Here is a 23,894-nt window from a genome sequence, read left to right on the forward strand (position 1 = left end):
GTTCTAAGAATAGGTTTTAACTCCTATGGATGGCAAGAGAAAAAGAAAATTGTCGGTGGCAATCATCACCTTCAACGAAGAAAAAAACATCGGTGATTGTATTCGATCCGTAATTACCTTTGCAGACGAAATCATCGTACTTGATTCATTAAGCACAGACAAAACAAAAGAAATCGCAACATCATTCCCCACCGTTCGATTTTTCGAAGCTCCCTTTCCTGGTCATGTGGAACAAAAAAACAAAGCCATTTCCTATTGTCAAAATGATTGGATCCTATCTTTAGATGCAGATGAAAGAGCAAACGAAACACTCCAAAAATCAATCATCACCTTCCTTGAAGCAGAGGAAATCAATTGTGAAGGATTTAAAATCGCAAGACTTACGTTCCATTTAGGCAAGTGGATCCGTTACAGTGGTTGGTATCCCCAACGCCGGTACCGATTGTTTCAGAAAGAAAGTGCAAGTTGGGTCGGTGAAAACCCTCACGACTATTTAGAATTAAAAATGGGATCTCGGGGAAAGGTAATGAAAGGTGATATCTTACATTATAGTTTTACCGATTTTAGCCACCAAATTAATACGATCAATCAATTCTCAAGTATTGTTGCTTATACTCGTTATGCGAAAGGAGAAAAGTTTTCTCTTCTAAAAACAATTTTTAAACCCTTTGGAAAATTCCTTGAAATTTATGTTTTTAAATTTGGTTTTTTAGATGGAATCCCTGGACTTTGGATTGCCCTTGCATCTTCATTTTCGACCTTCCTGAAATATGCGAAATTATATGAACTGGACAAATTGAAGTTGGAACGACCTTCCAATGTAAGAAAAGACTATGGCAAAAAATAGTTTACCAAAGAAAAGGGGAGTTTGGAAAAAATTCCTCTCCCTATTCCAATCAGACCAAAGTTCCAAGGGACAGGATTCTGAAAAACGGAAAAAAGAGCCAAAATCGTTTCTTATGGAATGGGTTACAGCAAACGAATCTTGGAAAAAGAAACTCCCCACAAAACAGGTAAGCTCAGGCCTTGTTACCGAAACAAAAAAGTTTCGCTTAACAAAAACAAATGAAAAACTATTTCGAATCGAAGGTGAGGATTATTCGATCATCTTAGTTACCGATAACCATTTGTATAAAAATAAGGATGGGAAATGGGCAGGTGTGTTATTTGTTGATGAGGGTGATTTGAACCAAAATCTTACCAAAGAGATTGGAAAATTGGATGACTTTCTGAATCAATTTGCCATACCAAAAGCAGATCTATTTTTAGATACCGATGCTCCCAAAGATGATTGGCGGGTTGTTCTCAGTTGGGAAAGATTTTGGCAGGAACAATTGTTATTACAAATGTCTCCAAACTCTATGGCACTTGTTATGTTGGCCATTGGAGAGGAGTGTAAAGATTTTTTTGTTCAAATCGCAACAGAAAGGCAAAAACGCCTCGTAAGGGATGAATTGTTTTATTTGAATTTAGGAGTTAGTAGCCAAAACAACCCACATTCCAAAACAAAAAATCTTTATGGTTTTGGTTCTGCATTAAAAGAATTTGGTAATAAAATCAATCTGATACAAGAAAGAAGAGAAAAGGAAATAGAACATGGAGCATAGTACAATCATCCAATCCCAAATTGAAGAATCCATACGAGTCAAAGAACAACTCCTTCCTTCTTTATTACCAAATATTTCCGCTTCAGGAAAACTGTTAGTGGACTCATTACGAAATGATGGAACTTTGTTTTTTTGTGGTAATGGTGGATCTAGTTGTGATGCATCTCATATTGCAGCTGAATTGGTTGTACGTTACAAATCAGGGAATGAAAGGAAAGCAATTCCTGCCATTGCTCTGAACAGTGACCAAGCAGTGTTAACAGCTTGTTCCAATGATTATGGATATGAATTTTTGTTCCAAAGACAAATCCAGGCGTTTGGAAAACCGAAAGATGTATTTGTTGGCTTAACAACTTCTGGAAATTCGCAAAACATCATTTTGGCGGTAGAAGAAGCCAAAAAAATTGGAATGAAAGTTGTATTACTCCTTGGTGGAGACGGTGGAAAGCTAAAAGGAAAAGCAGATGTGGAAATGATTGTTCCTTCTAAAGTTACTGCAAGGATTCAAGAATCTCACATTCTCATTGGGCATATACTTTGTAGTATCATAGAGAAGGAATTGTTTGGACTCGACTAATATTCCTGTCATCCAAATTCAAAATGCCTCGTTAATCACTAAAGAAGGCCATTCCATTTGGAAATCCATTGGAATGGAAATCAAAGCCGGAACCATCCATGGAATTATCGGCGAATCTGGATCTGGAAAATCGACTCTTGCACTAGCTTTATTTTCCATTTTACCAGACGACTGCAAAATCAGTTATGATTTATTTTCTGTGTTAGGTTGTGACGTTTTTTCAAATGAATTTCCTGAGAAAAAAAATGTTTTCCTCGTCCCTCAGAATCCCAATTTAGCCTTCCATCCCTATCGAACCATTGGGAGCCAAGTTTTAGATTTTCTGAAACTTTCTAAGTTAACCCATGTCACGGAAGAAATGGTTCTATCCTATTTTGATCAATTATCCATCCCACGTGGGCATTGGAAACGGGTTGCCAAAAACCTTTCAGGTGGTGAAAAACAAAGGATCTTACTTACGTTAGCATTCCTTCGATATCCAAAAATTCTTGTTTTAGATGAGCCAACAACGGGGCTTGATGCGTTTTCTGAAAAAATTGTATTGGAAACAGTCCAAAACTTTGCAAAATCAGGGATGACAGTTGTTTTTATTACACATGAACTTCGGATCATCGAAAGTCTAGCATCCCAAGTTACGATAATGAAAGAAGGGGAAGTAATGGAAACGCTTCTCATAAACAACCACCAATTGGAGCCAAATTCGGAATATGGGAAACAACTCAAGGAAGCATCTGTTTTATTTCAATAGGGTTGTTTTCCTTTTTTTCTTTGTTTTGCCCTTATCCCTATTTCCAGAGGGCCAAGTATCCTTTCGGTCCATTGACCTTCGGTCGTATCCAGATGTAAAACTCCGTTTGCATGTAAATGGAAATTTAAATACTGGTGGTTATACCCTCCAAGAACAATTGGGGAATACGGTAAGGCTCACTAAAGACATCCACTTATCCCAACTTGAAACTAAAAACCCACTCTATCTAAATATTTCCATTCCTAGTTATACTAATGCGGAAGACAGAAGGTGGTTACTCCACCTTGTCCAACAACTTGTCAAAATATCGGAACAAAGTGGTGGCCATTCTAAACTCCATATCCAGTCGGACCAAACATTTCATGTGTTTGAAAGGATTCGTTCCCAAGTTTTGGATGTTACGTTTCCCTTCCCAAAGGAAAATAACCTACAGTTTCCGATTCGCAATTGGGAACGATTTGTTGATTCGATTCCAACGAATAAAACCAAAGAGGACCATATCTTACTGCTCGTGAGTTTTGCAAATGAATGGCCAGATCGATTTGAAATTCCAGAGTTTGCTCGGCAGATCAATGACAAAAACTTACGCTTGATTGTGCTTTCACCCAATTCCTTGGAAGCCAATAAACTTGTGAGTTATACAAAGGGAAATTTTTATCCAATTTCAAAGTCGGAGAGTTTTGAATTTTTATTTTCTGAACTAAAAGCAACGATGAGTCCTGATTGGGTGATTTCTTATTCTTCTCCATGGAATTTATCATTGTGGAAAGAGAATGACGTTTTTGGGACTTTAACGTCTGTTACAAATGGTGTTCGGTTTGAATACCAATATCAAATTTCTCCTTTCCAAACCTTATATCTCAAAATTTCGGATCCATTTGTTTTTTTCCCCGTGAGTCTCTTTCTTATTTTACTATGTATTGCTTCCCTTTATTATTTAAGAGGATTTGAACCGATTCAGAATGAACGAAGGAATGGAATCGAAAAAACTGCGATCCTAGTCCCTGAAGGTGAGAACCTGGAACGAAAAGAGGAACTTGCCGTTTATGATCGTATGTATGGAGAAACCTTGGAGAAGGCTGCAAAGGATAGAGAAATTGCTCTTGCGACCAAAGAAAAGGAAATTTTGCCAGGAGTATCCTACACTTATGCTGTCATCCAAGTAAGGGAAGGGGGCCAAATGTATGAACCAATCCCTTTAGAATGGGATGAGATGACAATTGGTAATTTTGAATCCAATCATATTGTCTTACATGATCCAAATGTTTCTGGTTTCCATGCAAAGATAAAAAACCGAAGGGGAAAATATATATTGTTTGATTGTCTTTCCCACTCGGGTGTATACTTAAACGGCAAAAAATTATTACGCCCAAAAGTTCTGCACAATTTGGATGAAATTCAATTGGGTAAAACCATCCTTACGTTTCGAGGGAGATACTAAAATGCCAGCAGTACAAAAATTGAGAAAACGAATCAGTTTCACAGTTTGTTTGGTTTCCGTCTTTGTATTTTTATTTTGTTCTGGTGAAACAAAAAAAAATGATACCGCTACTTCTCTTTTCCTTGCGAAAGAATCGGGAGCCAGTGGTTGTACGGTGGCAGGACTTGGTTCTCAACTGAAAGCGGGTTATACAGGGATCACAACGAGTTCCCAGTCGGTTTCGTTTTTACTTGCTGGGGATACTTATTATGCCGTGATGCAAATCAAAGGTGCTCAAATTGGAACAAGGGTAGTTCTATCCCGAGTCACAAAAGTGGCAGTGTATACTTCCTCGAGTTGCCCGTTGGAATTAAATGTTGCTCCTCTTGCCAAAGAAGGTACCGAATACACCAAAACTGACTCTACCCAAACCATCATTAGTTTCACAAAATCTGGGAGTTACCTCCTTTATGTCTACCAATCGGAAAGTGGCACTGCCAATCCTTTGTCCGTGTTAACGGATGGGACTGCGGTACAAACTGTTTCCGATTCAGACCTCACTGATTTATTAAACGGGGGTTCTACCAAAACTTACAAATTTGCCTGTGCCATAGGTGGAGGAGTCTGCCAAAATTATTATGGGTATTTGACAAGTTGCCTCTCGGGGACAAAACAGACAGCTAAGTGTACAGAGACTGGTGTGGTCGGCTCATGTAAGGTGACACAATCCAGTGTGGGATACATCATCAGTGTGTACACAGCACCTCTCACTGGTGGGGCAGGCACCGCAGCCGCCCATTGTTCCAGTATCTCTGGGACGTATGTAGACGGCTCTACTGTCCAAACACCTTAAGAATCAATCTATTTTTTCAAATTCCCTGGACACAGACCCCCATGTCCGAGTTATGACTGGAAGTGGGGGAGTCTAGTTATGAAAACCATGTTTGAGAAGATTTGGAATGACCATTTGGTTCACGAGGAAGATGGGACCTGCCTAATCTATATTGATAGACACCTTGTCCACGAGGTAACAAGCCCACAGGCCTTCGAAAGTTTAAAATTGACCAACCGAAAGGTGAGACGTCCCGATGCAACATTTGCAACGATGGACCACAACGTATCCACAAGGACTAGAGATTGGAAATCAGTGGATCCCATTTCTGTTTTGCAAATGCAAACATTGATGGATAATTGTAAAGAAAACGGCATTACTTTATTTGATATCAACCATCCTGATAATGGAATTGTTCACGTAGTAGCACCCGAACTTGGTCTTACCCATCCTGGTATGACAATTGTTTGTGGGGATTCTCATACAGCAACACACGGAGCTTTTGGAGCTCTTGCTTTTGGGATTGGTACATCAGAAGTGGAACATGTGTTAGCAACACAAACCCTTGTCCAAAAGAAACCAAAAACATTAGAAATCAGAGTGGATGGAAAACTTTCTCCACTTGTATCGGCAAAAGACATCGTTCTTGCCATCATTGGAAAAATTGGAACAGACGGTGCGACTGGGTATGTGATTGAATTTACAGGAGAGGCCATTCGTTCCCTCAGTATGGAAGGCCGTATGACCATTTGTAATATGGCAATTGAAGCTGGTGCAAGAGCAGGTCTCATCTCACCAGATGAAACGACCATCAACTACATCAAAGGAAGAGACTTTGCTCCAAAAGGAGAACAGTTTGAGCTTGCAGTTGCTAAGTGGAAAGCGTATGCCACAGACCCTGGTGCTAAATTTGATAAAACCGTTATCCTCAATGCAAATGAAATTGCACCTATGGTGTCTTGGGGAACATCCCCTGGCCAAGTGATTCCAGTCACGGCAACAGTACCAAGTCCTAATGATTTTACTGACCCAGTCCAACGTAAATCCGCAGAATCAGCGCTTGCGTATATGGATTTAAAACCAGGGCAAAAACTTTCCGATGTGAAAGTAAATAAAGTATTCATTGGTTCTTGCACCAATTCAAGAATTGAAGACCTTCGTGTTGTCGCAAACACGGTGAAAGGTAAAAAAGTGAGTAAAGACGTGGAAGCCATCATTGTTCCAGGCTCTGGCCGAGTGAAACGCCAAGCAGAAAGTGAAGGTCTCGATCAAATTTTCCTCGAAGCTGGTTTCCAATGGCGTAACCCAGGTTGTTCGATGTGCCTTGCTATGAATGATGATGTGTTGTCACCAGGAGATCGTTGTGCTTCCACTTCCAACAGGAACTTTGAAGGAAGACAAGGAAAAGGCGGAAGGACACATTTAGTGGGACCCGCAATGGCAGCAGCAGTTGCTGTAGAAGGTCATTTTGTAGACATTCGGGAGTGGAAATAAGATGAAAGCATTTACGAAATTAAAAGGCATCACAGCCTTACTTGACAAAGCAAACGTAGACACAGACCAAATCATCCCCAAACAATTCCTTCGTAAAATCGAAAGATCAGGGTTTGGACAACATTTATTCCATGATTGGAGATTTCTGGATGATGCAGGCCAAAAGCCAAATCCAGACTTCGTTCTCAACGCACCTAGATACCAAGGTGCCACAATCCTTGTCACTCGTGACAATTTTGGATGTGGCTCTTCTCGTGAACACGCACCTTGGGCATTAGAAGACTACGGATTTCGTGCCATCCTTTCCCCTTCTTACGCGGATATTTTTTACAATAACTGCTTTAAGAACGGAATGTTACCAATCGTTTTACCAGAAGGACAAATCGAAGAAATATTCCAAACGATCGACAAAAAACCTGGTGCCAATTTGGAAATCGATTTAGAAAACCAAGTTGTGATCACAGAGGAAGGGAAAAAATACCCTTTCGAAGTAGATGCCTTCCGTAAACATTGCCTACTCAATGGTTTGGACGATATAGGTCTTACCCTCCAAAAAGCAGATTTTATTCAAAAATTTGAAGAAAAGAACCAAAAAGATGTTCCCTGGTTGTACAGAAAGAGTGTATAATTAGTCACATGAAACAGTTATTTTTAACTCTCAGTTTATTACTATTCGTGACAGGACTTTCTGCAGACGAACTTCTCATTCAAGACACCAAACAAGGGTTAGGGAGAGAGGCGATCCGTGGAACGACAGTTGTGGTTCACTATACTGGAAAACTTACCAATGGAAAGGTATTTGATTCATCTGTCGACAGAGGGGAACCATTTAGTTTTCAGTTGGGACAAGGCCAAGTGATCCAAGGTTGGGAACGAGGAATTGTCGGTATGAAGGAAGGTGGAAAACGGAAACTAACCATTCCACCAAAGTTTGGATACGGTGACAGAGCTGTGGGTCCCATCCCTGCCAACTCTACACTTGTGTTTGATGTTGAGTTAATCAAAGTTAAATAAATGATAGATCCAATTTCCAAAGGGATTGATGACTTTGGCAACAGTTTGTTGCAAGCGCTTAACAATGTACAAGGTATCTTTGGAAAAGAACTTTCCGTTGCCAAACCGATTAAAGACAATGTCTTACAATTGATTGGCAACACTCCTCTGATCCGATTGAATCGAATTGGTTCCGAGTATTCGGGAGTTCAGTTTTATTTAAAAGCCGAGTTTTTAAATCCCACTGGCTCTGCTAAGGATCGAACTGCCATTGCAATGGTGTTAGATGCCGAAAAACGCGGAAAATTAAAAAAAGGAATGCCCATTATCCTTTCCGGTGCTGGTTCTTCGTCTGTTAGTTTCACATGGATAGGAAAGGTAAAAGGTTACCCTGTTTATTGCCTTGTTCCACTCACAACCTCTCCCGAACGAGTCCAACTCCTCAGGAGTTACGGTGCAGAAGTGACAGTAACAAATGAATCTGATCCTTTGAAGTTAGCAGAACTCGCAGAAGAAAAGTCAAAAAAAATGGGTGGTTATTTGCCTGATGAGTTGGAAAACCCAGCCAATCCCAATTTTCATTTTAAGACAACAGGTCCAGAAATTTGGCGTGATTTACAAGGGAAGGTAGGTGCTGTGATCTCTGCACCTGGTTCTGGTGGTGCCATTACGGGAATCGGTCGTTACCTGAAGTCACAAGACAGAAGGGTTAAAGTTATCATCGCTGGAAAACAAAACTCTCCTTTTATGGAATATGGAAAAACAGACAATCCAAAAGAACGTGAAAGGATCCGTCTTCCTGCAGTGTATGATCCAAAACTCATTGATCATTATTTCCATGTGACAAAAGACGAAGCCTTACACCTGCAAGCTGACTTATATGAAAAAGAAGGAATTTTTGCTGGTCTTACGACTGGTACTGTGATTACAGGTGCCCTTCGTTTTTCTGAAACACTTTCAGAATCAGAAAAAAATGAAAGAAACCCATTTAATATTGTGATTTTATCCCCTGATCGGGATTAATTTTTTTCGCTAAACAGTTGTTTGATTTCTTCAAGTGAACTTTTTGTCACTGTTTCACCCAGTTCAATAAACTCCTTACTCCTCCAAAATTCAAACCAATTTGAATTGGGGAGGATCGGATTTAAATACACATCTGCTTCCTGAGCGCTATATTTACCAATACGATATTGCAAAGAATACAAACTATTTACAATGATATCGAGTACATTTAAGTTGAGGAGTTTATTTGTTTTCATTTCATCTTTGGAACTCGGCATAGAATTGATTGCGATGATTTTTTGGATCCCTTCTTGGGTCAGTGCAGAAACGGGGAGTGGGTTCACAATCCCCCCATCTACATAGGTTTTTCCATTTTCTTGGGGTTGGGGTACAAATACTCCAGGGATCGAGATACTTGCCATGACAGCATCCAATACCTTCCCTTCCGATAGAACAATTTCTTGTCGTGTTGAGATATCACAACTAATGAGCCTTAATTTGATCGGCAAATCATCAAAGTACAAATCACCTAAGTATTTTTCGAGAAGTGTTCGAACATGTTTTCCATGGAGTAAACCTTGGCCTGGAAAGGATAAGTCTACGAGTTTGAACATTTTAAAGAGACTATCAATTTCACCGAGTAAGGGAAGGATTCCTTTGTAACCCAGGCCACTGGCCCAAAATGCACCGATGATAGCGCCAATACTGGTTCCTGCGATCATGTCTGGAATAATACCTTCTTCTTCCATCACCTTCATGATCCCAACTTGTGCAAGGCCAAGGGCAGCTCCTCCACCAAGAGCAACTCCCATCTCTACCCCTGAAAGTTCTCTTGCTTTCCTACGAATAAAAATATCCCATTTGCCGTGGTCTAGGATATCTCTGATATTTGTTTCGTGGTAGAGGATTTGATTTTCCTTTGCATCTTTTGTGATCGAATCACAAAGATTTGATCCTACATCTTTGGAAACAAAGTTTTCAATATGGTCAGCTTCATCGATTAACAGTTGTTTGAGATCAGTTTCTGTATCAGGAAACACTTCTAAAAAAATAAAGGAATGGCTAGCGTAATGTTTGCCTAAGGTTTCTTTGATGCGATCTGCATCTTTGAATTTGTATGATTTCGCATGAGGAGCAGGTGGATTTCCATTTTGGCCAAAATGTAGGATGACTGCTTTTTTACCTGATTCCCTTTCGATACTCGTTACCAGTTCATCGGAAAACCTGTCTTTTGCAATTGGATCGGAATGGACAAGGCAAACCACCGAATTGCGAAAGTATTCTTTTCCGCCTAACAGTTCCCCACGTAAGGATTTTGTCAGCATTTTAGAAAAGGTGATGGAAAGGTATGGGATTTTTTGAATTAATTTTTGGAATTCTGATTGGGATAAAACCAAAAATCTTGATTCAGTGACGGTAACAGCCGTATGGTTGTGTTTCTCGCCGGTTAATAGAGCTTGGATTCCAAAATATTCCCCTTTTTTTAGGTATTGAACTTCTTCTTCTCGTTTGCCTTCTCCTTTTTTGGGGAGAAACAATTTAATCCCACCAGAAAGAATTAAAAATAAACTCCGATCACTATCACCTGCAGTGAAAAGGATTTCGTCTCGTTCTCTTTCGACAATGTGAACTGACTCAGCCACCCAAGTTTTTTCTTTTTTCGAAAGACTGCGGAATAGGGGTAAACTTGAAACGAGGTGGATTTTGCCTTCAAGATCTTTCATAGGGTGCCTTTTCCACCAGTGTTTCAAAAAGGAAGGGAAGAGAAATTGAGAATTTTTAAAATTTTCAAAAAATTTCGTTGACTACTTATATGTTAAGTAGTAACTGTATGTATAGCAAACAGGAGTCTATATGATCACACATTTGAAAATTAAGGATTTTGCCCTTTTTGAATCTCTTGAACTTTCCCTTTCGGAGGGTTTGTCTGTCTTCACTGGAGAATCTGGTGCTGGAAAATCTTTAATTTTCGATGCATTGGCTTCGCTATTTGGTGGTAGGTGTTCCACGGCCAATATTCGGCAAGGGAAGGATCGTTATTCCTTACAAGCCGTTTTGTCCCTCACTGGCCAAAACCAAACGAAAGATTATTTAATGGAACAAGGGTTTCGTTATACGGGTGATGAAATTGTCATCACTAAAGAACTGATGAAAGATGGAAAGGCAAGAGTTAAAATTGGCGAGAGTCTTGCGTCCACCACTCATTTACGAGAACTCGGGAAAACAATGGCAGAGATCCATTGCCAAAACGAACAACTATTTCTTTTAGAAAAATCCAACCAATTGGAATTTCTCGATCGGTTTGGAAATTTGGAGTCTTTGAAATTTAAGTTCAAATCTGCCTTACAACAATACCGCCACTGGAAACAAAAACTTTCTGACTTTGAAGAAACTCGGAAAACGATGTTAAAACGAAAGGAAATTTTAGAATATGAAGTGGAAGAAATTGAGACAATTGCTCCGAAAGACGGAGAAGAAGAAAGCCTAAGTTCTGAAGAAAGTTTACTCGCCAATGGAGAAAAATTAGCAGAGAACTACCGTTTGGTGTTGGAAGAACTTTCGGAAAAAGAAAATTCCATCCTCAAAGTATTCCCAAGTCTCATCCATGCCATTCAAAAAGTAACCATCCTCATTCCTGAAAAAAGAGACATGTTAGAGGAATGGGAAGAGGTGTATGATAGACTTAAATCATTGAAGTCTGTCATTCGTGAAGAAGAGGAAGAATTATTTTTCAGTCCCGAAAGGTTGGATATGGTACAAGCACGTCTCCAAGACCTTAAAAAATTGAAGAAAAAATACAATGGAAGCATTGGAGAAATCAACCAACTCTTAGAGGAAAAAAAATCGGAACTAGAACGTTGGAAGGAACAAGCAGGTGATGAAGATTTTTTACGAATCAAAAAAGACCAATGTTTGGCGGAACTCAAAGAATTAGGTTTCCAACTTTCAAAATTAAGAAGGAATGCCATTTCACAATTCGAAGAAGAAGTCCAAAGGGAAATGGTTGATTTAGGTCTGGAAGGAGGGAAACTCCAAGTGGTCCTTCGATGGGAGGAAAATCCAGAAGGTGAGGTAGAGGAAGGATCTAAGTCCTATTTTCTTTCAGAAACAGGGCTCGACCAAATCGAGTTCTATTTTAGCGCCAACCCAGGGGAGAAACCTCGACCTCTCCGCAAAGTAGCCTCTGGAGGAGAACTTTCTCGGGTGATGCTTGCCCTGCGCAGTGTCCTTGGCAAACAAGCACCTTCGCCCCAAATGTTGGTTCTGGACGAAGTGGATACGGGTCTTGGCGGTGAAGCAGCAGAGGCCATGGCCACAAAGCTTAAAAAACTAGCACGAAATTCACAAATCTTACTCATCACCCACACCCAACAAGTGGCAGCGGCGGGAGACCACCAAATAAAGATCGAAAAACGGCAAGAAGGTGGTCGAACTGTCTCGGAAGCATCGGTTTTGGATTTTGAGGAGAGAAAACGGGAACTCGCTCGGATGATTGGGGGAAAACAGGTGACCTCTGCAGTCCTCAAAGCGGCAACAGACCTTTTGATGAAAAAAGCTGGTTAGTCCTTTAAAAATAGTATTTGGCGAAAAAGGGAAGACTGAAAACTCTATTCGTAATCCTTCAATGGGGTCTCATTCATGTCTTTTCCTTTCGCTAAATCAGATTCAATCATTTCATCGGTTCCTCCACAAACCATTCCCATTTTGATCATTTTTGTATCCATCGTTGGTTTTACCATCATCGTGGAACGACTTGTGTATTATTGGAGATTAAAAAGTATCCCACAAGATCACTTCCGTCGTGTAAGAGAACTTGCCAGAGAAGGCAAGTGGGATGATGCTAAAGATGTCCTTACACAAGACGTACAATCTCCAGCAGCCATCTTACTCCGAATGGCCTTTGACTTAAAACGCCGCGGTGTTTCGTTTTGGGAAGAGGATATCAAACAAGAAGGTTTCCGACAAATTTATTTGATGGAACGTTACCTCACTGGACTTGGGACCATCGCAACCATTGCACCGTTGTTAGGAGTTCTTGGAACTGTGATTGGTATCGTAAGGTCCTTTGCCGAAGGTGCGGGAACACAAGGTGCCGAAGTGGGTATCTCGGAAGCACTCATCACGACTGCAATGGGACTTGGAATTGCCATTCCTGCTTATATTTTTTATAATGTTTTTTCTAGGATGAAAGAAGAGAAAATTACGGAAATGGAAAACGTAACAGATTTAGTTCTTCCTCATTTGAACAAACGATAACAAAAAATGAAATTTCGTAAAACGACAAAGTCATTTAATAATATCGAACTTGCACCGCTAATCGATGTAATTTCATTTATCGTAATTTACTTTCTGATGAATGCAACGTTGGAAAAAAATACAGCTTTAAAAGTGGAATTGCCAAGATCTTCCAGTGTTGCAAAAGAAAAACAAAAAGATGAACTAGTCATCACTGTTGACAAACAGGGTAAAATTTATTTGGATCAAAATTCCGAACCGGTTCCTTTAGAAGGACTGACGGAAAAAATCAATGGGTTTTTGGGACCTGAAAAAGAAAGAGATCCAAAGAAAAACAAAGTGATCATTCGCGGAGATGGTGGTGCGTCCTACCAAGTTGTTGTTAAAGTGATTGATGCAGTGAATGCTGCAGGTGTTAGTCGCTTTAACCTAGCAATGGTAAAAGGCACTACTAAGTAATTTTTGAAACTTCGTAAAAATTTAAAATACCTTAGCCTATTTGTATTGTCTTTGCTTTTGATAACATCAGCAGAGTGGGTATCCTTATGGTCTAACCGCTCTGTATTCATCGATAAAGTCATTACAAAAATAGAATTTAAAGGAAACATCAATACATCCTCGGATGATATTTTAGAATTAATGGATATGAGACCTGGGATCCAACTTTCTCAGGGTTTACTCAATGCCGACATGCGCGCATTGTTTGTTTCTGGTTTTTTTTACCACATCGACATCCAAGGCGAAGCTGATGGTGATGGAGTTAAAATCTTAGTCCTAGTAAAAGAACGACCTAGGGTGAAAGATATTGATTTTATAGGTGCAGATGAAGTTTTCCCATCCGACCTCAGAGATAAAATTCCATTGAAGGAAAACGAAGTCATTACTCCGAAGAAAGTGACTCTTTCAAAAGAAGTGATTCTGAAAAAATACCGAGACGAAGGATTTTTTCTAGCCTATGTTCGTTTTGAAACGGAACCAGTGAATCCGGAAACAAACACAGTTAAGGTGAAGTTTATTATTGATGAGGGCGAAGAAATTCCTGTCAGTAAAATCAATATCTTTGGTAATAATGAAATCGATACATACGATATCCAAGGGATCATGGATTTAAAGGAAAGTGGTATCATTGAATCAGGAGTATTCAAAGAATCTGCTTTTGAATCTGATAAACAAAAAATAGCTGCTTATCTAAAATCTAGGGGATATGTAGACGCAGAAATTAGTAATGAAGGTACAAATTGGGAAATCCGTTGGGAAAATCCCAAGAAAAAAGACAAACGTGTTGTTATTGTTAATTTTAAGATAATTGAAGGTGAACAATACTTTTATAACGGTTATACAACGAGTCACGATTTAACGATTGCTCCCAATGGGATGCCACAGTTTTTAAATAAAGAAAATAATCCGATTGGAACGCCCAAAGAAGAGTGGTCTCCAGTTTACCCCGTCAAGTTTTTAGAAGACCAATTTGAATTTGCTCCTGTCGATGTAGGGGAGGTCTTCGATGAAACAAAATTTCAAAAGGATAGATCTTCAATTAACGAAGCTTATTCGGCAAAAGGATATCTATTCGCTCAGGTAATTCCTAGAAGAAAAGTGATAGAGCTTAGTGATGGATCCTTGTCACGATATGAGAATTGCGATAAAAGAGGAAGTTCTGATGCAATCGCTGATTGTAATGAAGAATACAATCGATTGAATGTCGCTAGACTCAGAAAAATATATGAAGAAGATCCGAAGTTACGCGGTAAAAAATTCATTCACGTTGATTTTACGATCCGTGAAAACAATTTAGCATTCATCGAAAATATCATCATTAAGGGAAATAAAAAAACCCAAGACCGAGTAATTCGGCGTGAATTACTTTTTAAGCCAGGTGATTTATTTAACTCATCACTTGTGAACCGTTCTAGGGAAAGGATCTTTAACTTAGGTTATTTTAAAGAAGTAAACTTTAATATGAGACCAGGTTCAGATGAAACAAAAATGAATTTGATCATCGAACTTCTCGAACAACCAACTGGAACTGTCTCAATGGGAGGTGGATACGGAACGATCACTGGATTTTCCATCTTCACGCAGTTAGGTGAAAATAACTTAAATGGAACAGGGCAACAAATCACTGGAAGAGTAGAGTTTGGTCCGATTCGTAGATACTTACAAATTTCTTGGACAGAACCATGGTTTATGGACAAACCTTGGTCTTTAACTCTTTCTGCTTTTTATTCCTCACGTACTCTGTTTGTGGGAGCCACTTCCATTACAGAAAATAACAACCAAGGGATTAAAGAAGTTGCTTCCTATGAAAGATCAGGGGTCGGTGTCAGTGCAGGTATTGGACACAGGTTTCTCATTAACTGGACACATTTCCATCGTTATTCCCCATCATTTTTTGCCTCAACTCGGCCTACATCTCTTGTGTCTGACCAAGTGCTTGCCGAAGTAGATCGCGGATGGCAATTTCGTTCACAGTTAACGAATGGTCTTGCTTACGATAGCCGTGATAACGTTTTTAATTCAACACAAGGTTTTAATTTAATCTTTTCTGTAGACAATGTTGGGCAGTATCTAGGTGGAGAAAGTCATTTTGATCAGTTCAGCCCTATATTAGAATATTATCATACATGGTTTGATTATACTTTTTTTGGTTTAATCCGAAAAAATGCTCTTAGAAGATGGAGAGTTGTTCAACAATTTAGGACTTCTTCCGTATTTACTTTTGAAAGGACTCCTAAATATAGAAACCAAGATAAAGAAAGAATTCCTTACATCCAAGTGCAAGACCGGTTGTTTCTGGGTGGATACGAATCTTTACGTGGATGGTTTTTTGATGATAAATACTACCCTGATGAATGGAAAGATGGTGCTTCCAGTAGGGTATTATTTACTTCTGAATTAAGGTTTCCTATTGAACCAACCTTATTGTGGTTTGTCATCTTTTTTGACGCAGGTTCCATGTATGAGCAGATCAATCGTGCGGTCGGAGAACGAAAGGAATTTTTTAAGAACTATGATAGTTTGGTGGCAACTCAAAGATCTACAGAACCAGTTGAGACGTATTTATTTGAAAATTACAATGCCTATGGTAAAAAAATCTACGATTCTCCACTTGTCGTGAATGATCCAGGGAATTTGGTACTTTCGAGTAAAAACTTATCCATGTCAAATTTTCGATTTTCTTGGGGTTTTGGTCTAAGGATACAAATTCCAGTTCTACCACTACGTTTGTATTTTGCACAAAAGATTCGGTATACTGGTGTTGAAGATAGACCTTTTGGATTGTATCCTGATAATAATAGTTTCCAGTTTGTATTTGGAATTGGGGACATGCGATTCTAAGTGGAGTTAGTCGGGCTAAATGCAGAGCAAAAACTAGCTGTTGAAACTGTTGATGGACCACTGTTAATTTTGGCAGGTGCAGGTTCAGGCAAAACAAGAGTTATCACATACAGAATTGCAAATTTAATCCTCAATCATAAAATTTATCCAAATCAGATTTTAGCTGTTACATTTACAAATAAAGCTGCAGAGGAAATGCGCTCCAGGTGCAGAAGTTTATTGCCGGATGGAAACTATGAACCCTTTGTTCGTACCTTCCATTCACTTTGTTTGTATCTATTGAGGAGAGAAGGTAAGGTTTTAGGACTTGGGAGTAATTTCACTGTATATGACAGTGATATGCAAGAGTCACTGATCAAAGAAATTTTAAAATCAAAGGAGATGGACACAAAAGAATTTCGTCCATCCAGTCTTGCGAATCAATTTTCACAAGCCAAAGATTCCTTTTTAACAGCGGAAGAATTTGCAAAAAAAAAGGCAGATGATGCTTATACAAAATCGATTGCTTCTGTATTTTTGGAATATGAAAAAAGAAAATCATTACGTAATGCTTTGGACTTTGGTGATTTAATTTTAAAGACTGTGATTTTATTTCGTGATTTCCCAATCATTTTGGAGAAATACCAGAGATTATGGAAATACATCATGGTAGACGAATACCAAGATACCAATAAAATACAATACCATTTGGTTCAGTCACTTTCGTCTTTTCATAAGAACTTATGTGTGGTTGGAGATGATGATCAGTCTATTTATTCCTGGCGTGGTGCTGATATATCGAATATATTAAATTTTAAAAAAGATTATCCCGATGCAGTTGTTGTTAAATTAGAAGAAAATTACCGGTCCACAAAAACCATCATCGAATCCGCAGCTGCCTTAATTGCGAATAACAAACAAAGAACCAATAAAACCTTACGCACTGAAAATCCGTTAGGTGATAAGATTAAGCTCACTGCATACCAAAATGAGATGGAAGAATCGGAAGGTATTGTTCAAAAAATTTTGTCAGGATTCCGAAGGGGAAAAAAGTATTCCAACTTCGCTATATTTTACAGAACCAATTCACAATCCAGATATTTTGAAGAAGCACTTCGGAAAAAAGCAATCCCATATAAAATTTTTGGTGGCTTTCGATTTTTTGACAGAAAAGAAGTAAAAGATTTAATTGCTTATTTGTCTGTGGTAGTGAATCCAGTGGATTCAACTTCTTTACTCCGAATCATCAACTCTCCTCCCAGAGGAATTGGTGATACCACAGTCAATCGACTTCTGACCCATTCCGTAAAAGAAGGTTTATCTTTATTTGAGTGTTTAGGCCAACCAATTCCTGAAATCAAAAAGGGAACCTCACAAAAATTACATTCGTTGTATCGGATGTTTGAATCCGCAATGGAAGATTTGAGAAAAAAAACTCCTTCCGAAATTGCTTACGATGTATTAGAACATTCTGGTTATCGTGAGTTTTTAGAAAATGAAGGGACTGAGGATTCGTTTTCGAGACTTTCCAATTTAAATGAATTTGTCAATGCACTCAAAGAATTTGAAGAAACAAATTCTGAAGCAACCTTAGAAGAATATTTAAGTAATATTTCTCTTATCACAAGTGAAGAAAATTCAAAAGATCTTCCTGATTACGTAATCCTTATGACAGTTCACAATGCAAAAGGATTGGAATTCTCGCATGTTTTTATGACGGGAATGGAAGAGGGAACTTTTCCCCATTTCCTTTCGATTGATTCTCCTGATGGAATCGAAGAAGAGAGAAGACTCGCATACGTTGCGATCACTCGGGCACGCGAACATTTAGAGATTAGTTTTAGTCGTTTTACTCGAAAATTTGGAGAAGTGGATGCTCGGTTACCGTCTCAATTTTTGGAAGAGATTCCAAAAGAATATTTAGAAGGGGAATTTACCGAAAATCGATATGGAGTTAGAAGGCCGGATGTGACACCACGTGCGGAAAGGTTCCAAAAATCAGAAGAAAAATTTGAATCAGTCCTTGCTAAATCAGGAGGCAATGATTTCCAAATCGGAACGAAAGTTAGACATAAAGTATACGGAGTAGGTCGTATATTGAGTTTGTCTGGTTCGGGGGACAACCGAAAGGTAGAAGTGAGATTCGGTTCTCATTTGGATAAAAAATTCTTATTGGCATATACACCATTAGAGATAATATCATGAGGAATCAGGGGTAAACTTATGAAGTTTTTGATTAATGTAATGATAATCGTGAGTTGCAGTGTTACACTTTTATATTCACAACAGAGCACTGGTTTGGCGGAAGAGTTTACCAAATTAGAAGACCATTTGAGAAACCCAAAACTCACAGAAGAACAAAAGAAAAAAAACTTTGAAGCAAATATGGTAAGTTCCGTTCGCAGTACATTATCAAAACGGTTTGCAAATCCAAAAAAAGAATTAAAAGATTTAAAATTCCAAGACTTACAAACAGAACGTCCAGAAGGTACAAATACTTTCTATGTAAAATATAAAAACTATTATTTTCAATACCAGTTCCCTGTGGATCCTGAAACATATGTAACTTCACCAATAGAAGAAATTGTATTAGAGAAACCAGAAGGATTGGATTTAAGTTCTGGTGCACATAAAGAAGAAAAAAAGAATTAGTTAGGTCCCAAATAAAGGACGGAATGGAAGAACAAGAGTTTCAGGAAGTATGGAGGTGGGTTCTATCAGTTGGGGATTCCATCTTAAGTATTTATAAAACTGATTTTCAGATTCGTGATAAAGGTGGTAATGATCCTGTTACTGAAGCGGATTTGTATGCGAGTGAATTTTTGTATGAAAAAATTTCCAATCGATTTCCCGGACATGGGTTTTTGTCTGAGGAAAAAGCGGATACAGTATCTCGTTTAGAAAAGGAATGGGTTTGGATTTTAGATCCAATTGACGGAACTCGTGAATTTGTCAAAAAAAATGACCAGTTTGCACTTAGTTTGGGACTTGTTCGGAATGGTGAAGCAATTTGGGGGATCATCTTTAACCCTGCGACTGGTGAATTTTTCTCGAAGGCAAAAAATAGTTTTTTTGCAAAACTCCAGGCACCATATGCAACAGAAGATAATTTTAGAACCTTACTTGTTCAAAGTGGCTCCGTATTACATCCCTTACAAGAATCAAATGACCAAACTAAAAAGCCTGTATTAATTGTTTCGGCTTCAGAAATGCGAGAGGGTCTTTTTGATGATTCTTTTTGGCATGAAGATTTTGAAATTCGGTCTATGGGAAGTATTGCCTATAAACTTGGTTTATTGTCCGCAGGATTTATCGATTTAATTGTCTCGTTAAAACCAAAAAATGAATGGGATATTTGTGGTGGTATTGCTTTATTAGATGAGGAAAATTTCACTTTTTTTCCATTAAAAGACAAACCTTATTCCTTTAATCAAAAAACCACATTATCTTTTGGGCTTGTTGCAGGAAAAAGAAAATCTGTAGAATATTTGGAAAGTAAAATTGATTTCCACCAACTTTCACTTAAGGTGAAGGAACGATGGTAAAAACTTATAAAATTGGATTGGATGCTCGCCCTTTATCCACTAGAGTTTCTGGAGTTGGACGTCTCATTGCAGAAACTTTAAAAGCATTTCCCAATCAGGAGAAATATGAGTTTTTGCTATTCTCACATTTGCCAATTCATCCTGATCATAAAGCAGTCCTTGAGTTAAAAAATGTTAGGTGGGTAGAAGGTGGAGGTTTTTTGAAATGGAAAGGTGGATTGTATTATAATCTCTACATTCCTTTTTATTTAATGACCCATCGATTGGATTTGTTTTGGGGTTCACAACAGGTGTTGCCACCTTTTTTGCCAAGAGAACTTAAGGCAGTTCTCACGTATTGTGATTTGGTTTTGTTTTTATATCCAAATACAATGCGTTGGATTGCGAGATTACAACAAAGATTATTCCAAAGTTATTCCGTTAGGCGATCGAGTTTTATACTATCCATATCCAAACAAACAAGTGATGATATGTGTAAAAAATTTGATTATCCAGTTGAAAAAACTGGAGTTGCTTATCCTGGTGTGAATCCAGTGGAAATGACAAAGTTATTAGACTCACCGATTTCAAACCGAGTGAAAGACTTGGGGAATGGTTATCTCTTGTCTGTTTCCACTATCGAACCAAGGAAAAATTATCCCTTTTTATTAGAAGTATATCGAGAATACAGAAAAAAAAATCCCCACCACTACAGACCATGGGTGATTGTTGGAAAAATCGGATGGGAATCTCCCGAATTCATTGAAGAATTAATCCAAGAACGAACACTCTACAAAGATATTTTTATCTTGGATTCTGTTTCCGATTCAGAATTACAACATGTGTACAAACGAGCAGGACTTTTTGTTTTTGCGAGTAAATATGAAGGATTTGGAATTCCGATGGTGGAAGCTTTATTCCATAAGGTTCCGTGTATTGTTTCTGATATTCCTACCTTCCATGAAATTGGAAAAAAAGATGTTTGTTATTTACCAATCAATTCCAATGAAGATGCAAAACGTTGGGCAGAAGCCATTGATTCATTCTTTCAAAATCCAACTCCTGTGAATGTTTCCATTGATGAATTTCGTTGGGAAAATGCAGCTAAAATTACAGAATCTGTATTTCGATCTGTTTTAGAAGAAGGATAAAAAACCTTTCTTTTTTGTCACGACGCCAGAAAATAAAATTTTAGTTTTGTCTTGTTTCGGGACCACATGTAAATGAAACCGTTCTTTTGTCATCGCCTGGATTTCACATTCCCAATCTTCAGCATTGGCGAATAGTTTGATCCTGTCACAGAGAATGTCTCCTTCAACCGACCAATGGAGGTTATATTTGGTTTTCCCGCGAGAAAAAACGGATTTGATTTGGTTTTCTTGAAACTTCCATATAACGAGAGTTTCATCACCGGATTCATATGGTTCTGTGAAGGAAGGGATCATTGAAATGCCTTTTCCTTTCCAGTTTCCCTTTACGTAATCATTCCATTCGTCTAAGTTGGAGAAGTAGTTATAAATCAATGATTCCAAAAAGTAAAACCGTATTCTCCCAATTGATATCTTCCAGATTTTATTTTCTCGTTTTCCTTACTTTCTTTTTTTGTAAACCAGACGCAGGAAAAGTAGATTTTTATCCAGACCCACTTCCAACCATCACTGGAACCACTGAGACTTTGTCAGATTGGAAAGGCAAAGTGATTGTATTGGATTTTTGGGCCACTTGGTGTGAACCATGTGCAAAGGCAGTACCTACGATCAATGAATGGAAACATTCTGTGTCCGAGTCAGATTTTGTTTTTCGCGGGATCAATACGGACACGACGGAACCTCTAGATAAAATTAAAAAAGATATGATTCGATTGAAGATGAGTTATCCCACCTTACTCGATAAAGACTGGAAAATGACAGATTTTTACAAAGTGGAAGGAATACCATGTGTTCTTGTTTTTGATCGTTCCGGAAAAATTGTGTACCGACAGTACGGCTTGGAAAAAGAAGACCTAACAGGGCTTGTCATCCGTTCTCATGTTTGGTCCAAGTCTGATCTGCCATAATTGTGCAATGCCAAACAAAGATTTGCGGGTTCCTTGATTTCAATGGCAAGAATGAAAATGTCTTGACTCATGTTCGTTAAAAAAGTCCCTTAAAGATACCTTTTACCGTTTTCTTTTCAGAAAGGAGTCAGAATCATGCCAGCCAATTTGCCCGAACTCTTCCAGCAGAGTGCTGAAAAATTTGGGAACCGCCCCGCGTTCGTTAGTAAAGACGAATCGAAGTCCTATAAACCAGTCACCTTCAAAGAAGTGTATGATCTTGGTATCAACTTAGCAGAAGCTCTTATTGATTTAGGTGTGAATGCAAAAGAGAATGTAGCGTTGCTTGCCGATAACCGATTGGAATGGATTGTTTCCGATTATGGTATCCTCATGGCAGGTGCTGCCGATGTTCCACGCGGAACCGATATTACCGATTCCGAAATTGTTTATATTCTCAATCACTGTGAAGCAAAAGTTGTTTTCTTAGAAAATGATAAAATGTTGGAAAAGTTCCAAAAGAACCGTTCCCAACTCGAATTTGCAAAAACACTCATTGTGATGGATAAAAAATCCACAGCAACTGGTGTCTTAAAAATGTATGACCTCATTGAGAAAGGGAAAGAACTGAGAGCCAAAGGTTCCAAAAAAGCAGAAGAAAGAATGAAATCCATTCTTCCGGATGACCTTTTCACAATCATTTATACTTCAGGAACAACAGGAATGCCTAAAGGAGTTATGTTAAAACACAGTAACATGCTCCACCAAACAAGAGTCATTCTTGGTAGTATGATCGAAATCAAAGCCGACGAACGAATGTTATCCATTCTACCAGTATGGCACGTATTTGAACGAGTTTTCGAATACCTTGCGATTGCTGCAGGTTGTGCAACCTATTATACGAATGTTCGCGATCTACGGGATGATATGAAAAAAGCAAAACCAACGTTTATGGCATCTGCGCCTAGACTTTGGGAAAGTATCTATAATGGTATTTATACCAGAATCAATGATCCAAAACAAACTCCTGCAATCCGCAGAGGTTTATTCAATTTGGCATATTTTTTCTCAAAACACTTCAATGCAGCGACTCGTTTTTTGAAAGGAAACCAAGTTGATTACGTTGGACGAAATCCAATTGTTTCTCTTTTTAAAGGTGTTTATTACCTAACAGTTGCTATCGTTTTGGCGATTCCATACTTTTTACTCGATTTAGTGGTCCTTTCGAAAATCCGTGAGGCAACTGGTGGTGAGTTAAAAGCATCTGTTTCTGGTGGTGGTGCTTTACAAAGGCACGTCGATGCATTCTTCAATGATATTGGAATCAACGTATTGGAAGGATATGGAATGACGGAAACTTCTCCAGTGATTTCAGTTCGTACATTCAAACGATTGGTACAAGGTTCCGTAGGGGTGATCACTCCTGAAACGGAATTACAAATCCGCGATGATTTGGGTAAAGTTCTCACTCACATTGATGCCAACCAAAAATTGGTTTCTGGATCTTATGGCAAACGTGGTGTCATCCACATCCGTGGACCACAAGTGATGAAAGGTTACTACAAGAACCCAGAAACCACAGCAAAAGTTCTCAAAGATGGTTGGATGGACACAGGCGACATTGGGATGTTCAATTTCAAAAAAACCCTTACCATTACAGGCCGTGCAAAAGACACAGTGGTTCTTCTTGGTGGTGAAAACGTTGAGCCAGTTCCGATTGAAGACAAACTCACGGAGTCTCCTTTTATCTCGCAGTGTATGGTGATTGGCCAAGACCAAAAGAATTTGGGTGCCATCGTGGTTCCTGATTTTGAACAGTTGACTGCATGGGCAAAGGAAAATGGAATCGGTGAAACTGATAAACAGAAACTCGTTGAAAACCCAAAAGTCCTCGATTTCTACAAAAAAGAAATCAAAGCTCTGAACAATACCAAAACTGGATTTAAGTCCTTTGAACAAGTGACTCCATTCATCCTCATCACAAAACCATTTGAAGTGGGTGATGAATTGACAAACCTGTTCAAAATGAAACGCCACTTAATCACAGAGAAATACAAAGACAAAATCACTGCCCTTTACGCAGGAGATTAATTTCTCGTTTTTTAAGT

At 38.6% G+C, this 23,894-nt stretch carries 22 protein-coding genes; 20 read left to right on the top strand and 2 right to left on the bottom strand.

Annotation, left to right across the window (positions count from 1 at the left end; translation table 11 throughout):
* Positions 1 to 25 precede the first annotated feature (25 nt).
* The 10 genes from ND812_RS10575 to ND812_RS10620 all read left to right on the top strand — a co-directional run bounded on the left by ND812_RS10575 (position 26) and on the right by ND812_RS10620 (position 8,694).
* The gene (locus ND812_RS10575; RefSeq protein ID WP_265375420.1) at positions 26 to 847 is read left to right on the top strand and encodes a glycosyltransferase family 2 protein; all 822 of its coding nucleotides are present in this window, start codon (positions 26 to 28) and stop codon (positions 845 to 847) included.
* Positions 834 to 1,607: an LBBP_01157 family protein gene (locus ND812_RS10580; RefSeq protein ID WP_265375421.1), complete on the top strand. Its 774-nt coding sequence runs from the start codon at positions 834 to 836 to the stop codon at positions 1,605 to 1,607. The genes ND812_RS10575 and ND812_RS10580 overlap by 14 nt, the downstream gene beginning before the upstream one ends.
* Positions 1,597 to 2,184 carry a D-sedoheptulose 7-phosphate isomerase gene (locus ND812_RS10585; protein ID WP_265375422.1) on the top strand — a complete coding sequence of 196 codons (588 nt, stop codon included), beginning with the start codon at positions 1,597 to 1,599 and terminating at the stop codon, positions 2,182 to 2,184. The genes ND812_RS10580 and ND812_RS10585 overlap by 11 nt, the downstream gene beginning before the upstream one ends.
* The gene (locus ND812_RS10590; protein ID WP_265375423.1) at positions 2,171 to 2,932 is read left to right on the top strand and encodes an ATP-binding cassette domain-containing protein; all 762 of its coding nucleotides are present in this window, start codon (positions 2,171 to 2,173) and stop codon (positions 2,930 to 2,932) included. The genes ND812_RS10585 and ND812_RS10590 overlap by 14 nt, the downstream gene beginning before the upstream one ends.
* Positions 2,892 to 4,373 carry an FHA domain-containing protein gene (locus tag ND812_RS10595; protein ID WP_265375424.1) on the top strand — a complete coding sequence of 494 codons (1,482 nt, stop codon included), beginning with the start codon at positions 2,892 to 2,894 and terminating at the stop codon, positions 4,371 to 4,373. The genes ND812_RS10590 and ND812_RS10595 overlap by 41 nt, the downstream gene beginning before the upstream one ends.
* A 1-nt stretch (position 4,374) precedes the next feature.
* Entirely contained in the window at positions 4,375 to 5,205 is an 831-nt protein-coding gene (locus tag ND812_RS10600) for a hypothetical protein (protein ID WP_265375425.1), read from the top strand.
* Between the two features lie 78 nt (positions 5,206 to 5,283).
* Complete coding sequence (gene leuC, locus ND812_RS10605) at positions 5,284 to 6,678, top strand: 3-isopropylmalate dehydratase large subunit (RefSeq protein ID WP_265375426.1); 1,395 nt, start codon at positions 5,284 to 5,286, stop codon at positions 6,676 to 6,678.
* A gap of 1 nt (position 6,679) precedes the next feature.
* Positions 6,680 to 7,306: a 3-isopropylmalate dehydratase small subunit gene (leuD, locus tag ND812_RS10610; RefSeq protein ID WP_265375427.1), complete on the top strand. Its 627-nt coding sequence runs from the start codon at positions 6,680 to 6,682 to the stop codon at positions 7,304 to 7,306.
* 8 nt (positions 7,307 to 7,314) lie between these two features.
* Complete coding sequence (locus tag ND812_RS10615) at positions 7,315 to 7,692, top strand: FKBP-type peptidyl-prolyl cis-trans isomerase (RefSeq protein WP_265375428.1); 378 nt, start codon at positions 7,315 to 7,317, stop codon at positions 7,690 to 7,692.
* On the top strand, positions 7,693 to 8,694 hold the full coding sequence (locus ND812_RS10620; RefSeq protein WP_265375429.1) for a PLP-dependent cysteine synthase family protein: 1,002 nt from the start codon (positions 7,693 to 7,695) through the stop codon (positions 8,692 to 8,694). It begins immediately after the preceding gene.
* Here the strand turns inward: ND812_RS10620 and ND812_RS10625 are convergent.
* Entirely contained in the window at positions 8,691 to 10,397 is a 1,707-nt protein-coding gene (locus tag ND812_RS10625; RefSeq protein ID WP_265375430.1) for a patatin-like phospholipase family protein, read from the bottom strand. The genes ND812_RS10620 and ND812_RS10625 overlap by 4 nt on opposite strands.
* 130 nt (positions 10,398 to 10,527) lie before the next feature.
* Between ND812_RS10625 and recN the strand changes: the two genes are divergently transcribed.
* The 8 genes from recN (at position 10,528) to ND812_RS10665 (ending at position 20,902) form a co-directional block, all read left to right on the top strand.
* Positions 10,528 to 12,237, top strand: a complete 1,710-nt coding sequence (gene recN, locus ND812_RS10630; protein ID WP_108959041.1) for a DNA repair protein RecN — start codon at positions 10,528 to 10,530, stop codon at positions 12,235 to 12,237.
* Positions 12,238 to 12,312: 75 nt separating this feature from the next.
* The gene (locus tag ND812_RS10635; RefSeq protein WP_100717075.1) at positions 12,313 to 12,930 is read left to right on the top strand and encodes a MotA/TolQ/ExbB proton channel family protein; all 618 of its coding nucleotides are present in this window, start codon (positions 12,313 to 12,315) and stop codon (positions 12,928 to 12,930) included.
* 6 nt (positions 12,931 to 12,936) lie between these two features.
* The gene (locus tag ND812_RS10640) at positions 12,937 to 13,368 is read left to right on the top strand and encodes an ExbD/TolR family protein (RefSeq protein ID WP_100717074.1); all 432 of its coding nucleotides are present in this window, start codon (positions 12,937 to 12,939) and stop codon (positions 13,366 to 13,368) included.
* A gap of 3 nt (positions 13,369 to 13,371) precedes the next feature.
* A complete protein-coding gene (locus ND812_RS10645; RefSeq protein WP_265375431.1) occupies positions 13,372 to 16,248 on the top strand; it encodes a BamA/OMP85 family outer membrane protein in 2,877 nt (958 codons plus the stop codon).
* Positions 16,249 to 18,432: an ATP-dependent helicase gene (locus tag ND812_RS10650; protein ID WP_265375432.1), complete on the top strand. Its 2,184-nt coding sequence runs from the start codon at positions 16,249 to 16,251 to the stop codon at positions 18,430 to 18,432. It abuts the gene before it with no gap.
* Between the two features lie 18 nt (positions 18,433 to 18,450).
* Complete coding sequence (locus ND812_RS10655) at positions 18,451 to 18,879, top strand: LIC11625 family surface-exposed protein (protein WP_265375433.1); 429 nt, start codon at positions 18,451 to 18,453, stop codon at positions 18,877 to 18,879.
* Positions 18,880 to 18,902: 23 nt separating this feature from the next.
* A complete protein-coding gene (locus ND812_RS10660; protein ID WP_265375434.1) occupies positions 18,903 to 19,772 on the top strand; it encodes a 3'(2'),5'-bisphosphate nucleotidase CysQ in 870 nt (289 codons plus the stop codon).
* The gene (locus ND812_RS10665; protein WP_265375435.1) at positions 19,766 to 20,902 is read left to right on the top strand and encodes a glycosyltransferase family 4 protein; all 1,137 of its coding nucleotides are present in this window, start codon (positions 19,766 to 19,768) and stop codon (positions 20,900 to 20,902) included. The genes ND812_RS10660 and ND812_RS10665 overlap by 7 nt, the downstream gene beginning before the upstream one ends.
* Here the strand turns inward: ND812_RS10665 and ND812_RS10670 are convergent.
* Entirely contained in the window at positions 20,888 to 21,274 is a 387-nt protein-coding gene (locus tag ND812_RS10670) for a hypothetical protein (protein ID WP_265375436.1), read from the bottom strand. The two genes, ND812_RS10665 and ND812_RS10670, sit on opposite strands and share 15 nt — an antisense overlap.
* Between ND812_RS10670 and ND812_RS10675 the strand changes: the two genes are divergently transcribed.
* Both ND812_RS10675 and ND812_RS10680 read left to right on the top strand, forming a co-directional pair.
* Positions 21,274 to 21,807, top strand: coding sequence for a TlpA family protein disulfide reductase (locus ND812_RS10675; RefSeq protein WP_265375437.1), 534 nt, complete (start codon positions 21,274 to 21,276; stop codon positions 21,805 to 21,807). The genes ND812_RS10670 and ND812_RS10675 overlap by 1 nt on opposite strands.
* Before the next feature lie 135 nt (positions 21,808 to 21,942).
* Positions 21,943 to 23,877 carry an AMP-dependent synthetase/ligase gene (locus tag ND812_RS10680; RefSeq protein ID WP_265375438.1) on the top strand — a complete coding sequence of 645 codons (1,935 nt, stop codon included), beginning with the start codon at positions 21,943 to 21,945 and terminating at the stop codon, positions 23,875 to 23,877.
* Positions 23,878 to 23,894 lie beyond the last annotated feature (17 nt).

The organism is Leptospira limi (assembly GCF_026151395.1).
Lineage (GTDB): Bacteria > Spirochaetota > Leptospiria > Leptospirales > Leptospiraceae > Leptospira_A > Leptospira_A limi.

Coding starts and splice junctions, on each gene's coding strand:
- ND812_RS10575 (WP_265375420.1), top strand. CDS start 26: ATGGATGGCAAGAGAAAAAGAAAATTGTCGGTGGCAATCATCACCTTC.
- ND812_RS10580 (WP_265375421.1), top strand. CDS start 834: ATGGCAAAAAATAGTTTACCAAAGAAAAGGGGAGTTTGGAAAAAATTC.
- ND812_RS10585 (WP_265375422.1), top strand. CDS start 1,597: ATGGAGCATAGTACAATCATCCAATCCCAAATTGAAGAATCCATACGA.
- ND812_RS10595 (WP_265375424.1), top strand. CDS start 2,892: ATGGGAAACAACTCAAGGAAGCATCTGTTTTATTTCAATAGGGTTGTT.
- ND812_RS10600 (WP_265375425.1), top strand. CDS start 4,375: ATGCCAGCAGTACAAAAATTGAGAAAACGAATCAGTTTCACAGTTTGT.
- leuC (WP_265375426.1), top strand. CDS start 5,284: ATGAAAACCATGTTTGAGAAGATTTGGAATGACCATTTGGTTCACGAG.
- leuD (WP_265375427.1), top strand. CDS start 6,680: ATGAAAGCATTTACGAAATTAAAAGGCATCACAGCCTTACTTGACAAA.
- ND812_RS10615 (WP_265375428.1), top strand. CDS start 7,315: ATGAAACAGTTATTTTTAACTCTCAGTTTATTACTATTCGTGACAGGA.
- ND812_RS10620 (WP_265375429.1), top strand. CDS start 7,693: ATGATAGATCCAATTTCCAAAGGGATTGATGACTTTGGCAACAGTTTG.
- ND812_RS10625 (WP_265375430.1), bottom strand. CDS start 10,397: ATGAAAGATCTTGAAGGCAAAATCCACCTCGTTTCAAGTTTACCCCTA.
- recN (WP_108959041.1), top strand. CDS start 10,528: ATGATCACACATTTGAAAATTAAGGATTTTGCCCTTTTTGAATCTCTT.
- ND812_RS10635 (WP_100717075.1), top strand. CDS start 12,313: ATGTCTTTTCCTTTCGCTAAATCAGATTCAATCATTTCATCGGTTCCT.
- ND812_RS10640 (WP_100717074.1), top strand. CDS start 12,937: ATGAAATTTCGTAAAACGACAAAGTCATTTAATAATATCGAACTTGCA.
- ND812_RS10655 (WP_265375433.1), top strand. CDS start 18,451: ATGAAGTTTTTGATTAATGTAATGATAATCGTGAGTTGCAGTGTTACA.
- ND812_RS10660 (WP_265375434.1), top strand. CDS start 18,903: ATGGAAGAACAAGAGTTTCAGGAAGTATGGAGGTGGGTTCTATCAGTT.
- ND812_RS10665 (WP_265375435.1), top strand. CDS start 19,766: ATGGTAAAAACTTATAAAATTGGATTGGATGCTCGCCCTTTATCCACT.
- ND812_RS10675 (WP_265375437.1), top strand. CDS start 21,274: ATGATTCCAAAAAGTAAAACCGTATTCTCCCAATTGATATCTTCCAGA.
- ND812_RS10680 (WP_265375438.1), top strand. CDS start 21,943: ATGCCAGCCAATTTGCCCGAACTCTTCCAGCAGAGTGCTGAAAAATTT.